The 15,018-nt window shown below is 41.1% G+C and carries 11 protein-coding genes; 10 read left to right on the top strand and 1 reads right to left on the bottom strand.

From position 1 onward, the window contains the following. Positions 1 to 2: 2 nt before the first annotated feature. The 5 genes from M472_RS34705 (at position 3) to M472_RS45980 (ending at position 5,399) form a co-directional block, all read left to right on the top strand. Positions 3 to 1,472 carry a RagB/SusD family nutrient uptake outer membrane protein gene (locus M472_RS34705; protein ID WP_021070544.1) on the top strand — a complete coding sequence of 490 codons (1,470 nt, stop codon included), beginning with the start codon at positions 3 to 5 and terminating at the stop codon, positions 1,470 to 1,472. A 16-nt stretch (positions 1,473 to 1,488) separates the two neighbouring features. Then, the gene (locus M472_RS34700) at positions 1,489 to 2,346 is read left to right on the top strand and encodes a DUF4843 domain-containing protein (protein WP_081643176.1); all 858 of its coding nucleotides are present in this window, start codon (positions 1,489 to 1,491) and stop codon (positions 2,344 to 2,346) included. A gap of 26 nt (positions 2,347 to 2,372) precedes the next feature. Then, entirely contained in the window at positions 2,373 to 3,911 is a 1,539-nt protein-coding gene (locus M472_RS34695; protein ID WP_021070542.1) for a PKD-like family lipoprotein, read from the top strand. A gap of 31 nt (positions 3,912 to 3,942) precedes the next feature. Then, on the top strand, positions 3,943 to 5,073 hold the full coding sequence (locus M472_RS44560) for a TlpA disulfide reductase family protein (RefSeq protein WP_021070541.1): 1,131 nt from the start codon (positions 3,943 to 3,945) through the stop codon (positions 5,071 to 5,073). Between the two features lie 191 nt (positions 5,074 to 5,264). Beyond that, positions 5,265 to 5,399 carry a helix-turn-helix domain-containing protein gene (locus tag M472_RS45980; protein ID WP_081643189.1) on the top strand — a complete coding sequence of 45 codons (135 nt, stop codon included), beginning with the start codon at positions 5,265 to 5,267 and terminating at the stop codon, positions 5,397 to 5,399. Between the two features lie 33 nt (positions 5,400 to 5,432). Here M472_RS45980 and M472_RS34690 read toward each other — a convergent pair whose 3' ends face one another. Further along, positions 5,433 to 5,825: a DUF5367 family protein gene (locus M472_RS34690; RefSeq protein WP_021070540.1), complete on the bottom strand. Its 393-nt coding sequence runs from the start codon at positions 5,823 to 5,825 to the stop codon at positions 5,433 to 5,435. Between the two features lie 339 nt (positions 5,826 to 6,164). On the opposite strand from M472_RS34690, the gene M472_RS34685 reads away from it, so the two are divergent. The 5 genes from M472_RS34685 to M472_RS34665 all read left to right on the top strand — a co-directional run bounded on the left by M472_RS34685 (position 6,165) and on the right by M472_RS34665 (position 14,972). Then, the gene (locus M472_RS34685) at positions 6,165 to 6,752 is read left to right on the top strand and encodes an RNA polymerase sigma factor (RefSeq protein WP_021070538.1); all 588 of its coding nucleotides are present in this window, start codon (positions 6,165 to 6,167) and stop codon (positions 6,750 to 6,752) included. Between the two features lie 174 nt (positions 6,753 to 6,926). Further along, on the top strand, positions 6,927 to 7,958 hold the full coding sequence (locus M472_RS44555; RefSeq protein ID WP_021070537.1) for a FecR family protein: 1,032 nt from the start codon (positions 6,927 to 6,929) through the stop codon (positions 7,956 to 7,958). A gap of 16 nt (positions 7,959 to 7,974) precedes the next feature. Then, positions 7,975 to 11,547 carry a SusC/RagA family TonB-linked outer membrane protein gene (locus M472_RS34675; RefSeq protein WP_021070536.1) on the top strand — a complete coding sequence of 1,191 codons (3,573 nt, stop codon included), beginning with the start codon at positions 7,975 to 7,977 and terminating at the stop codon, positions 11,545 to 11,547. Positions 11,548 to 11,572: 25 nt separating this feature from the next. Beyond that, positions 11,573 to 12,946, top strand: a complete 1,374-nt coding sequence (locus M472_RS34670) for a RagB/SusD family nutrient uptake outer membrane protein (RefSeq protein WP_021070535.1) — start codon at positions 11,573 to 11,575, stop codon at positions 12,944 to 12,946. Between the two features lie 22 nt (positions 12,947 to 12,968). Further along, positions 12,969 to 14,972, top strand: coding sequence for a TlpA family protein disulfide reductase (locus M472_RS34665; protein WP_021070534.1), 2,004 nt, complete (start codon positions 12,969 to 12,971; stop codon positions 14,970 to 14,972). Positions 14,973 to 15,018 lie beyond the last annotated feature (46 nt).

Raw genomic sequence — 15,018 nt, 5'->3', positions numbered from 1 at the left:
CAATGAAAAAACTATATCAAATTACTATTTATTTTTTGTCGATGGGGTTGCTATTCTCCTGTGGAAAGTGGGTTGACGTCAAACCTACGGATAGGTTGGGAGAAGACCAACTTTTCGTAAATAGCGCTGGGTTTATGAAGGCACTGAATGGTGTTTATGTCGAGATGGCTCATCAAAACCTATATGGACAGAATATGAGTGCTGGGACATTAGATGTACTGGCGCAGTATTATTACATCAAGAGCTCTACACATGTATTCGAAAAATATACAACTTTCATATATACAGATGCCAATGTAAAAGCGACTATGGATAATATATGGACTAAAGCTTATGAGCTGATAGCCAATTGTAACATCATTCTGGACAAATGTGGTGACGGGCCGAGTAAAATATTGCCAGAGCCATATTATGGGATCATCAAAGGCGAAGCACTCGCTCTAAGAGCGATGCTGCATCTGGATATGCTTCGGTTGTTTGGCCCTATTTATAGCCAGGAGAACAAACTGAAGGAAGCTATTCCCTATGTTGATAAATCTGGATTTGAAGTCTTCCCTTTACTGGGGTCACAACAAGTTATGGAACACGTGACGAATGATCTAAACACGGCAGTTTCTTTGCTGGAGAAGGATCCGATACGGACAGAAGGCGTACGTCATAATAACAATGCTGGAGGGTCAAATGATTTGTATTACAGACAGTACCGTTTAAATTATTACGCGGCCAAGGCCTTGTTGGCACGAGCCTATCTGTGGGAAGGCGAGCGCTCAAAAGCGTTGGAGTGTGCAGAGGAGATCTTGTCAGAAGTGGAAACAACGGACAAAAGTATCTTCCCTTATGTGACATTTGCAGATGCGACAAATGTGGATAAACCTGATCGTCTGTTCTCGACCGAAGTTATGTTCGCTCTCTACGATATAAATCGTCATGAGATGTACAAAAGATTATTTGATGTGAGCTTGAAAGGGGATAGTAAGCTATCTTTTAGTGAGGATAATATCAGCGTGGAGAGGATAAATGCGACGTATGATGACGGCAATGATTTTAGAAGACGTAGTTGGCAGAGTGCGTCTACAGGAACAATCACAGCTACAACAAATATGAAGTATGTGGATATTGTAGATGGCCCTGGGCGATATATGGTTCCATTGATCAGGCTCTCGGAGATGTTGCTTATTGCAGCAGAGTGTCATTCCGATCCGAAGCAGGCTATTGCTTATTTTAACAAATTGAGGACGGCAAGAAATTGTATTTCCTTACAACCGATTGATCCTGCTGCCCTAAAAACGGAGATCGGCAAAGAGTTCAGACGCGAAATGCTAGGTGAGGGACAGATGTTCTTTTTCTACAAGAGAAATAGTTACCAATCGCTGCCCAACCATACGACGCTGAGTATGCTTCCAGAAAAAACTATGGTGTTGAATAACTATGTTGTACCACTGCCTGATAGTGAAATAGCACAAAGACAATAATTAAAAGGATAACGATATGAAAAAGATATTAATATATGTGCTTTTTTTCTGTTTTGCAATACTGTTAGGAGGGTGCGAGAAGGAAATGATGCCTTATGAAGGGAAGGAAGGAGTTTATTTTTCGGTACGTCACAACGGCACAGCTACGCATCTGGAAAGCATATGGCCCTATCAGCCCTATAGTGATGTGGATTTTGTACGTATAGGTCAGGATGACGTTGAATTTGCTGTGAAAGTGATGATAACGGGGCCTGTGAAAAATTATGATCGTACTTTTCAGCTAACCATTAATCCCGACTCTACTACAGCAATAGCCGGCCAACACTATGAGTCTGTTCAGGAAGAGTGGACTATTGGCGCAGGTTCGGTAGGTACGCAGATTAAGATCCGCCTTAAACGTACTCCAGATTTAGAAGAAAAGCCTGTTACATTAGGATTACGTCTGCTGCCTACGAAGGATTTTGACTTGTCATTTCCGGAATGGGATGCTATTCCTGAATACAACGCGGGGCAGGTAGTACCCACGTTTGATGCCAGTCAACACACGTTGCGGATCAATGATATTATGATCCAGCCGGCTGTATGGTCTGGATCATTGCAACCCGGTAATAAAGAGTCTGGACTTTTTGGGATATTCTCGCGGAAGAAAATGGAATTTCTCACAGAAGCATTGGGCTTAAAATATGAGAACTTCTCCAGTTTAGAGACTATGCCTATGGCTAGACAGATGCTCGTTGCTAATGACGCTACAGCGGCGCTGATAAAACGATATGAGGAGAAGAATCCGGTACTTGAGGACGATGGACGATTGATGTGGATGGGCTCTGTGCCCTGGACTTCTTATGTAGGTGTGCCTTGGGTCCCCGTTCCTTAAAACATATTTTTATAAAGATATAGATCATGAAAATGTATTATTATATAGCGCTATTAGGCCTATTGCTGATAGCCGCATGCAGTAAAGATTTAGGAAACTATGACTATCAGCAAATCAATGAACTGCAAATTGAAGGGGTCGCTAAAGAATATCTCGTACGTACGGCGATAGATACCCTGCAGATCACGCCAACTATCAAAGCGACAATGGATGAAGCCGATGAAAGTCGTTATGACTACTTCTGGATTATCAAGTATGGACAAGTCGTATACGATACTATTGGAAGAGCTAAAGATTTGGTTTATCCGGTGGCTTTAGGGGTTTTGGATCACGACCTCTTCTATCGGGTGCTGGATAAAAAGACAGGGGTCAGTTGGACAGCCAATGCTAAAGTAAAGGTGAGTACAGCTTTTTCCAGGGGATTACTTTTGATAGGTGAGGATGAAGATGGGTATGCAGAAGCGGAAATGCTGTCGATGCTCTCGGATACCATTCATATCCCACAGATTTTATCCAGAACGCAACTTTCCAGATTACGCGAACCCGTTAGTTTGGTACATACTGGGGGGACAGGGGACGATGCAAGAGTGTGGGCGATGACACGAGAGGGATCTTATTTTCTAGATCGTGCTACGATGACCGCCACGTCCAATAATGTTTTCAGTCGCTTCGTCTTCACTTCTGGTGATGCTGAACTCGAAGATCTTTATCCCGTGGTGACAGCACCTCAGATCAAAGCCCGTACTGGTACAACAGGGAGTTCGCTTTACCGTGCGGTGATTACAGCGGGTGGAGATCTGTTTGGAGCGATTCCATTGTTTATGGGAGGAGATTACTATAACAATCCGGTAAATTGTTTGGCATCTGCACCAGAGCAGAGGATACCAGCAGCACCCTATTTGTTGTACCCGATTAATAATATGGGAAGTTTGATATGGTACGATCAAGAGGGACAGCGCTTTCTCAACTTTACGGGAATAGGTCTTTCAACCTCATCTACTGTTTTGACGGATAATATTGACGATATCTTTCCGTGGAATCAACCTGCAGGGCGTCAATTAATTTATGCGGAGAATACCCGCAATACCGATGGTGGATCAGTAAATGGTAATTCGTTTTCGATCATGCGTGATGCTAGCAACACATGCTTCATTTATAAATTCTACGCAAATGGAGCCAACCCTGCTAAGCGTGGCGCATATGTAGTAAAGCCTTTGGCGACGGATTTTGCAAAAGCTGACTTTTATGCCTTTTCTTCCCATCGTAGTGTCGTTTTTTACGCCGTAGGAGGTAAACTATACGCTTATGATTATAATCCTGGATTTGAGAAAATTTATACTTTTCCAGAAATCACAGATCCCGTCACGATGCTCAAATTTGATACGCAGATAGACCCACAGCTCAATAGTCTATACATCGCGACTTACAATGTTACGAGCAAAGGGACATTGAGCCGCTTTCTCGTAGGTACAGATCCAAATATTGTCGAACTGCTACCAGAAAGTAATAGCTCTTGGACAGGACTGTTGAAAGTAAAAGATGTAAACTGGCGAGCTGTAAATTAGTAGAAATTTAAATTAAAAAACTAGAACTGTAATGAACATTATTATAAAAACGAACATATTGGCTATTATTTTTTTGCTCCTTTTGGGTGCGAATACAGTACTGGGGCAAGAAAAAAGCTTTACCGTAAAAGGCAAAATTGATGAATCAAATGATGGTAAGTTTATTAAATTATATTATGAAAAAGATACGCTGAAGATCATTGATAGTGTATCTATAAAAAAAGGTCGTTTTCAATTTAAGGGTAACCTCCCAGCACCGACTCTAGGTAAATTGAGCTTGGAAGGAGAAGATATCGGCGATCGTATTGATTTATTTTTATCCCAAGGGACTGTACAGGTAATAGCTACAGACTCCTTGTATTATGCAAAGATAAGCGGAACCAAACTGGCCGAGAACCATGAATTATTTGCGGCTAAGGTAAGACCTGTGGATAGAAGTTTTATCGATGCACTTAATATCTTCAAAGCTATGCCTGAAGGTGATGCAAAGAAAGCTTACATAACAGAGATATTAGGTGGCTTGGATGAATATACACGTTTCAAAAGAGAAGCAGCACATCAATTTGTGATTGACAATCCCAACTCCTATGTGGCACTCTATCACCTAGAAAAAACAGCGTCAGCAGGCTTGGCAAATTATGAGACAACATTTCCCTTTTATGAAAAATTGTCGTCCGATCTAAAAGCTACAGCACTGGGTTTAGAGCTTGGCGATCGGTTACTTGCGGTCAAAGGAAACCTAACAGGGAAGGAATATGTTGATTTTGTATCGACGACTCCAAAGGGCGATGAATTGAGCCTGAAAGAGGTGCTGAAATCGAATAAATACACCTTGATAGATTTTTGGGCCAGTTGGTGTGGCCCCTGTCGAAAAGAAAATCCGCATGTTGTCAAGACATATGAAGCTTTTAACGACAAGGGCTTTACTGTTTTGAGTGTCTCTCTGGATGATGATAAAGGACGTTGGGAAGAGGCAATTAAACAAGATAATATGCCATGGTACCATGTATCTAGTCTAAAAGGTTGGAAAGAACCCGCAGCTCAGTTGTATGGTATCCGAGCTATTCCACAGAATTTTTTAATCGATGCGTCAGGAAAAATCGTAGCAAGTAACCTTCGTGGAGAGACTTTGTTTAAAAAAGTAGAGCAATTGCTTAAGTAATAACTAAAGAAATTCTTCTGTTTAGGATTGTAGCTGGTTTAAGTAATAAGCTGGCTACAATCTTTCTCTTGTTTATTAGCGTAAACAGGTGTACTTTAAGAAACACATGGAGGTACGTTGGTCGAATATCTTAATCGGATCAGGATTGTACAAAGCTGTATGATGCTTAAGACGAATAACGCGAACAGCCTATTGCCAATATAGCTTATGCATGTGGTTTTACGAGCATTTCCAATTTTAATAGGACATTCAAGCGGGTGACGGATATGTCGCCTACTGTTTTTCTTAAGCAAGATTCAACAAACTTCGGTAGGAGCATTACGTAGAGAAGGTTGGATTTTCAGACCAGAATATTTTGCCTACTTGTCTTTTCTCAATAGCCCAGCTATCAGGACGATGGCGTAGGCAAACATTAGCCAAGCCCCAAATGTTTTACTGTAGCTTTCGGGCATGTTAGGAAATACTTTTTCAAAAAACTGTATACATACCGTATCCAACAGCATTCCTGGCAGAACCATGATAGCTGCAGATTTAACACTCTCGAGATTGTCCAGCTTGAATTTATTAAACACGGTGGTAGCGAGGAGACCCAATGCCGGTAGGAGCAGGAGGTATAGACCGATCATGACCCATGTATTTTCTGCTATGAAAAAATGCTGCCCAGCAACTCTGAATATCACAGTAGCAGACAGCCATACCATAAATCCTACGATGAAACTGGCAAGTAGATAATTCTCTTTAGGTGTTTTCATTATCAATATCTTTTTCGTAAAAATAAACAACAATCCGCTGCTTACATAGATCTATTATGTTTGCAAGTCAATTTTTTGCACGGTGTCGTTCTTATTCTTTTTTCTGTTTTCTTCTTGGGCACCTTTTTATAACGGATGATAATATGCTTGTATCGTTATGCGATGGAAAATATATTTTCCCTGTTGGTTTGGCGATTTACAATTCACCAGAAAAAATCTTTAAAGCACATTTTTACCCTTTTGTTTGGAATTTGTTACATTTGGAGCACATGTTTTAGCTAACCGTAGCACTATATCTCCAATTGGAGTATGATTGCTCAAGAATAATTGTACTGAAAAATGAAAAATGAGTCAGACTGGTGGCACCTATTTCGATTGGGTGACGAGGCTGCTTTCAAACTTTTGTTTGAGCGCTACAGTCCGCTATTGTTCAATTATGGGTATAAATTTACACAAGAAGAGAGCATCATTGAAGATAGCATCCAAGAGTTTTTTATGAAAATTTGGTACAACCGGGATAGCATCAACGATACACCTTCCGTCAAAAACTATCTTTACAAAGCCTTTAGGCGCACACTTACAGCGCACATTGAGCAGTCCAATAGAAAAAGAAATATTCCAGTAGAAAGTTTACCATTTGATATTGAATTGCCTCATGATACACAAGTTATGCGCAAAGAGCGGTTGGAGGAGATCAAGGCCCAGTTGGAAGAAGCTTTACTGAAAATGACAGCACGTCAACGTGAAGTAATCCACTTACGGTTTTTTGAAGAATTATCTTACGAGGAGATCGCGGATATCATGGGGTTATCTGTTAAAGACTTATACAAACTGTTTTATCGTGCAATGGATAGTTTGAGAAAACATGTCGGGGCATTCAATCTATTGGCAATTTTTACACTTTTGGCCGAAGCAAAATCTTCTTAATCGGATCCGATTTTAGTTTTTTATTTTTTGCCCTCGGTGCAAATTCTACTTCTGAAGAAGAATTTTCTTGAACCTGTCTGCTTATATTCCGTGTTTTTTTACAAAAAGATAAAAATAATTTAACAACACTGGGGTAAAATTCCAATTCTCACTGTATATAGATATAAATAGATTATGAAACACGATTTCTTGTTATACAAAGACTTTAAAGCAGTAGACTTTTTCGAAGATGAAGCCTTCACGTCCTATTATCTTTCAGGAATGGGGGATGATCTGTCATTTTGGAAATCTTTGGTCAACACTTATCCCTATTTAGAACAAGAGATTGAGAAGGCGATACAGTGGATTGAGCTGCTGCGAGATCAGCCTCTGCATCAAAGTAAGATAGACAATGAAACACGTTGGAGCCGTATACAAGAATCGCTTCCGTTGTATGTACAGGCACAAGACCGGTTATATCGGATTCGTAAGATCCGGAGATGGATAGCCCAAGTTGCTGCAGTTTTACTATTAGGCTTCACTATATATGAGGTTGGGCAGCTGGGCACAAAAATGAACAATACAGGATATGGAGAGCAGCGAGAATTGCTTTTACCTGACGCTTCTGTGGTACAGCTCAATAGTAATTCGCGTTTGAAATATGTTAGAGATTGGAAAACAGATAAGCCTAGAGAGGTGTGGTTGGATGGAGAAGCTTTGTTCGAAGTAAAGCATACGGCGATCAAGAATCGATTGCAGCAGGAGGACTATTTTATCGTCCATGTAGGAGATATTTCATTAACTGTTTTAGGTACAAAATTTAATGTTAAGGACCGTCGCGGACATATTGAAGTCTCCCTATTTGAAGGTAGCCTTCAGGTTATGGATAAAATAGGATTAAAGCACATATTGAAACCAGGGGAAACTTTTATTTATGATAAAGTAGCCGATACTGAGCAGGTGTTGAACAACAGGAATATACAAGAGGCGCTTTCTTGGACACGTGGTGAGATGGTTGTTGAGCATCAGAACCTATCTGATATTATCGAAGTGCTTGAGGATAATTACGGCTACAGTGTTGAACTGAAAGATTCCAGCATATTAAATAAAAGACTTCAGGGAGTAGCTCCACTTACACAAGCTGATGATATTCTTTTTGTAATCCGACACGCCATGCAGTTGGACATGAAGGTCGAAGGCAAGAAAATAACGATTAACTCTAAATAACTAACAAATTAACTTTATGAAACCAAGATTATTTACGCTTTTAGTCTTCTTACTCTATCATGTAGGGGGATATACTCAGCAAAAAGCAAGTATCGTACAGGCATTGAATGAAGTCACCCGCCTTTACGGAACCCAGTTTGCCTATGAAGAGGGGTTGCTGAGAGGTGTACAGGTGCCGAAATCGACCGTGCCTAAGGACAAAAAGGCGCCTATAGAGTCTGTATTGAAATCCCTTCTATACCCCAGCGGTCTTTTGTTCTTATACGTTCAGGATAATTATTACACGATAGTTAAGGATAATAAATCTAATTCTCAAGTTCAACAAGATGACTATTGGCGAACAATAACAGGTGAGGTCAAAGACAGCAAGGGCCAGCCTTTGGTAGGAGCTACCGTTCTTCCTGAAGGGTACGCCATCCGTACCGGAGTCACCACCAGTAGCGACGGCCGTTATACCTTAAGATTGCGTAAGCCGGTAGATGCTTTGGTATTCACCTATATAGGGATGGAGCCACAGCGTCGCCTCATTGGAGATAATAAGCATATTAATGTTTCTATGGGAGACGCGGTAAATCAACTCGAAGAAGTTGAAGTGGTCTCTACAGGTTATCAGAAGATATCAAAAGAAAGAGCGACAGGCTCATTTAGTCAGATTACCGCCAAAGAATTAAAAGAAGTCCCGTCGATAAATATTATGGAACGTATCGAAGGTATGGTACCCGGCATGCAGATCGATTTACGGAATAATACTATTCAGATTCGAGGAGCCAATAGTTTTGGCACCGATTCGGATCCGTTAGGGAATTCTAAAAAGCCCCTGATCGTGATAGATGGATTTCCGGCCATGGATCAAGATTTGGTCGAGACTAATACAACTTATGCCAACAATTCAATTCTGAACAGGTTCAACCCTGAAGATATTGAAAGTATAACTGTCTTGAAAGATGCGGCGGCAGCTTCTATTTGGGGTAGCCAAGCAGCCAACGGAGTCATTGTAATCGAGACAAAAAAAGGTAAAAATCAACCACCAAGCATATCATTCAGCTCAAGTCTGAGCACATCTGCGCCAGCTGACCTGAGCAAACTGAGCCGTATGTCCAGTAAAGATTACGTTGATCTGGAACGCGAGCTTTTCGATTTAGGCGGTGTGCCTGATCCGAGTGCTTGGCAACCTAGTGAGTGGAGCAAATTCAATCAAAACAAGCCCGTCAGTGAGGCCATGCAATGGTTGTTCAAACAAAAAAACGGTGTGATTGATAACGCTATGTTAGAACAGCAGCTCAACCGATTGGGAACCATAAATAATATAAATCAGATACAGGATAACCTGTTTCAGCATGCGGTAAGTCAGCAATATAATTTGTCCCTATCGGGAGGAAACAGTAGATCCACCTATTTGATATCGATGAATTATTCGGATGACACGCCAGTGTTCAAAAGTAATAAAGGACAGGGGTATTTTATCAATTCCAATTTTACGACCAATTTTTTTGATCAGCGTCTAAATCTTACTACCGGTATTAACTACGTGTATTCTAAAAGCAAAAGCAATCAAGCTGCCGCCAATACAATCGGATCAGGAGAATTTGGTTATCGCCCTTATGAAAGATTATTGGATGATCAAGGCGAACTGATCAAACGTTCTGTTCTTTTTACAGACAAGACCGCAGATGAATTGTTGGCGCTCGGGCTGTATGATTGGCGGTATAATCCGATAGAAGAATTACAATATTCTAATTATACCAACGAGGACAATAGACTTCGCTTCAACGCTGCTTTGGATGCTAAGCTGACCTCTTGGTTCAAACTGAATTTGTCAGGAATGCTACAGCGGTCTTTTGAAGCCAGCAACAACTTAGATGAATTAGAAAGTTATACTATGCGCAGTTTTTTGAATACTGCCACGGCTGTAGATTTTAATACAGGGATATTTACACGCTCACTTCCGCAAGGAGGTAGATTGGTTACTAGAGACCATCGTACAAGTTCCTACAATCTTCGTCTACAGGGTAATATTGATAAGTCATTGAATGAGTGGATCGACCTTAATATGATTATTGGTGGAGAGATAGGTTCACAGACTGGGTTTGGCTATGGACAGACGCGCTATGGGTTCAATATAGATACCTATTCCTCTTCCGCATTCAACCCCACCACGCCCTATAATACGATTTACGATTACACAATGACTTTAGGCTATTCAGATGGTTCTGTTGACCGACCTAACGTACGTAAACTTTCTTATTATACCAATGGTGCTTTGACACTATTCAAGGGGCGTTATGTTATCTCCGGAAGTGCCCGTTTTGATGACCACACATTAGTCGGTATCGATCGCTCGGTGCGTGCTAAGCCACTTTGGTCTTCTGGAGTCAAATGGAATATAAAATCAGAGCACTTTATGCAGCATCAAAACTGGTTAAATGCCTTAAGCCTTCGCTTTACATATGGTGTTGGTGGTACGATTCCTACGGGTTCATCCAATGTAACAATAATGGATATTCAGCCCCGTGACAGTGAGACAGGAGAGATTACTGCCAAAATTGCGTCTCCTGGTAATCCTAGAGTAGGATGGGAGAAAGTATATACACAGAACTACGGGCTTGATTTTAGTGTCCTGAGTAGCCGGTTGAACGTTACTTTTGATTACTACAGAAAACATACCAAAGACATCTTATATAGCTTCCCTGTGAATCCTACGATCGGTTGGTCAAATTTGACCTTCAACGGAGGCGAGATGGAGGGAAGTGGTATAGACTTGGGGATATCCGGACAGTTGGTTCGCAAGAAAGATTTTTCTTGGCAGAGTACATTTAATTTCGCCTATAATACAAACAAGGTTACTGATTCCAGGTTTGACTATACCGACATTAACCGAGTTATAGGGCGTAGTCCCAGGACAGGTATGCCTTTAGATTATCTATACACCTATCGTTCCGAGGGGTTGGATGAGAAGGGACAGACATTGATTGGCAGGAACGATGGAGTAATAGTGAGCAGTACCAACACGAATGCTGAAACAGGAGAAAACTTAGGCCGCTTGCCATTTAAGATAGAAGATCTAGTGTATGCAGGGCGCATGTCTGCCCCTTATTTCGGTGGTTTGATGAATACTCTGAGGTATAAATCTTTCCAGTTTGATGTAAGGTTGAGCTATAACATGGGACATGTGGTCAAAAAAGAAACTATTGTCAATTACCCAACTTGGCAAGGTTACAGCGGATTCTTGGACACGCACACCGATTTATTGGATAGATGGCAAGCCAGTGGCGATGAAGCGACTACGATTGTCCCAGGTATCGCGAATATTAATCAGAATAGTTTCAATAGATTTCGGGAGAGCGATCGCATGGTTATCAATGGAAGTCATATCCGTTTACAACAGATTTCGCTGAAATACATTTTCCCAAACGAGCTGTTGAAAAATCTCCCCATAAAGAGTCTGAGTGTTAATGCTACAGTGCGCAACCTGGGTATTATTTGGCGAGCTAATGACCAAGGTATAGATCCAATGTATTATCGCACACGTACTTATAATAGTCTTCCGCCGACAAAGAATTATTTCTTTAGTCTGAATGCCTCTTTTTAGTTCTTCACATATAATACGAAAGAAAATGAAAATAAATTATATAACAGTGGTTTTCCCTCTTTTGCTTCTTGGTAGTTTCAGTTCATGTAGAGATTATGTAGAGGTAGACCAGTACAATAGACGTGAGTTAAAATATACGGATGATTTTCAATATCTACTCAATAATGAAAGCATTTTCGGACCGGCTTATAGTCTGCCAGTATTATCGAGTGACGATTTGGTTATTTCCGAAGGAGCCTATCAAAACAATATTACAGAGTCTGTTTATTGGCCCTATACTTGGGCTCAGGAATACTTTCCGGATGATCTGCAAGATGCGAACTGGAATAAATTGTATGAGCAGATTAACACAGCCAATGAAATTATAGCAACGGTCATGCAAAGCCAGAAAGGAGGAGACCGCCAAAAGAGACAAATTTTGGCAGAAGCAAAAGTACAGCGAGCTTATAGCTATTTTCTTCTGGTCAATCAGTATGGCGGGATCTATAATCCTGAAACAGCATCGTCTACCATTGGAGTACCATTTTTGTTGAAACCGGAGTTGTTTTCCAGTTTGCAGAGAGCAACCTTGGAGGTAATCTACAATCAGATTTTGACCGATCTCAATGAATCAATCGCTGACCTGCCCGAACGGGCAGAAAATAATAGACATCCGGATAAGGCAGCCGTTCATGCCGTATTGGCAACCGTACATTTGTATATGCGTAGCTTTGATCAGGCCGGTGTCCATGCCGATGAAGCAATGAAAGGGAATCGTATACTTTTTGACTTATCTGATTATGTAGGTAAAGAAAATCAAGTATACCCTAAAAGGATAGAAAGCAAAGAAATATTTCTGTCTAAACGGACTGTCCAACAATACAATGAACAGCTCAATCCTGAACTGTTGGGCCTTTTCAATACCAATGACCTTCGTTTGTCGACATATACTAAAGTATCTCAAAATAGCTTGATGCCTGCTGGAGCTCTGCTTTCTCGAAAGAATGAGATCACTGGCGAAAGACCCAATACGGTCGAGGTGGGATCTTCTCTTCCAGAGATTATGTTGATAAAAGCGGAGGTGTTAGCTAGAAATGGACAATTTGATCAATCTATGGAGATGGTCAATCTGTTAAGGAAGTCCAGGTTCCATGCAGGAGACTTTGAACCGCTTATCGCAGGAGATGCTGACGAAGCGCTTATAAAAGTTATTGAAGAGCGCCGTAGAGAACTATTTGCCACAGGCAAACGCTGGTTTGATCAAAGGAGGTTGAATTTAGACCCTAAATTGGCAAGAGCTTACACAAGAACATTCAAAGGGGAGACATTCACGCTAGAGATAAATAGCAATAGGTTTATTTATCCTGTTGCCAGTTATTATCTCGGATTGAATCCCGAAATAGGGCAGAGCCCAAGATAATAAAGCCTAAATATATCATACAATGAAGAAAATAGTTTTAGCCGTATTCTTACTTTTTGGGACTGCCTTGCAAGCGCAAGAACAGCCTTACAATAGCAATGTTTTTCCGGTTCAGCCTGCGAAGGTTGGGGACCCCATACGTATACTTTATGATGCCAAAGGAGGAGATTTGGAGTTTAGCGACGAAGTGTCCGTCGCTGTTTATCGGTTTCATCAGGATATATGGAAAGTAGAACAGTTTTCCATGAAATCCGTGGGTAATAAACAGTGGGAATACCTGTATCCCGTTTCGGACTCCACACTTTTTGTCGGAGTCAAGTTCTTTCAAGGGGATCTTTACAGTCCGGACATTGTAGATAATAACAAGAATAATGGTTACGGTCTACGGATCAGCGATCACAAAAGAAAAGCGCAGAAGGGAAGCTATCTTGCAGAGGCTTCGTTTATTGTGCCTACGTTAGCCAAAGGTGCGATCATCAACTACTACGATGAAAAGCTCACTTTAGATAAATCTTATTTGTCAAGTATCGTTAAGGAAGAAGAAAAGCTGTCAGGAAAGACTATTTCATCAAAATATAAATTGTACTTGGGCGCTCAGCGTCTGCTTTTGACCGATCAGGAATTGACACCTGTAGCAGAGAAGGTCGTGGATCAATTGTTGTCCAACAGGTCCATATCTGCTGACGATCTGGGCGATATGCAGCTGTTTTTACAACATCAGATTAAGCAGGATAGGTTAGCAGAGCAGGTAGGCAAGCGTATTACCAAACAGTTCCCAAAGAGTTCTACTGCACGTTTTGTTGCTTATAGCAGTATTCGTACAGCAGGTCCATTACAGGACGTCATTCCTTCTTATGAAGAGTTTTTAAAAAAGTATCCTATCTCCGAATGGTATGAAAATCCAGATAGCAAAGGTTTTATCTATTACGCTGTGTACAGAGGTCTCGGGTCAGCCTACTTCGATAACAAACAGTTCGACAAATTTCAGGCGCTGTTCAAGGACATCGATTTCCGCACTTCCAATGAGTTGTTGCGCTGGAATGTCATGCGGGCTTATATGTTCAATACGGTAGGAAAGGACTCGCTTTACTATATTTCGGAGCCTCTTATTCAGGGGCTTATCTCCAAAAAGGGAGACGGATCCTATAGAAGTGATTTTATGAGCGAGTCAGCAGCCGATTCTAATAGGAACAATCAATTGGATGATCGCTTGTTTACGCATATTTCCCTATTGAATGATTTGGGACGTTATGAAGAAGCGCGCAAATATTTCTTCGAGTTGTCGGACAAAGGGAAGTATGGCAATGCCGAATTGAACGATATCAACTTGCATGTACTCGAAAAACTTGGTGCGCAGAATGAGATTCTACCTTTACTGGAGATGAGCATCAAAGCTAATGCCGTGACACCGCGTATGTTTGATGTGGTCAAGTCGCTGTATCAGAAAAGCCATTCCGGAAGTTTAGAAGGCTATGATTTATATCTGGCCGGGTTACAGTCTGTTGAACAGCGAGCTGAGTTAGAAGCATATGTTAATGAGCATCTTAATGTTAACTATCCCATTCCAGATTTTTCTATGGAGAATGCCGATGGAAGCTTTGTGGATCAGGATAACATCAAAGATAAGATTGTGGTCATGGATTTTTGGGCTACCTGGTGTCGTCCGTGTATCATGGCATTCCCAGGGATGCAATTGCTCGTAGACAAATACGCCAACGATTCTCAGGTGGCGATCTATATGGTAGGTACGATGCAAACAGGCGATTACCGTACCAAGTCCGTTAATTTTGTGCGAGGCGAGGGATACCGATTTACGTTATTGCACGATGCAGAAAATGAAGTAAATGGGCAGCAAGATAAGCTATTCAAATCTTTGGTTACACCAATATTCAAGGACTCGTCTATTCCACGTAAGATCGTAGTTAAAAATGGCGTTATCCGTTATTCTTCGGGAGGATATTCCGGTAGTCCGAGCAAGCTAATGGATGAGCTTTCGCTGGTTATCGAAAAGCTGAAGAGTGAATAGTTTACAGCCATTTTGAAAATGGTACTAATAAGAATTGTTGAGATTA

The sequence above is a fragment of the Sphingobacterium paucimobilis HER1398 genome, from assembly GCF_000416985.1.
Lineage (GTDB): Bacteria > Bacteroidota > Bacteroidia > Sphingobacteriales > Sphingobacteriaceae > Sphingobacterium > Sphingobacterium paucimobilis.
This window is presented reverse-complemented; position numbering and strand designations above follow the sequence as displayed.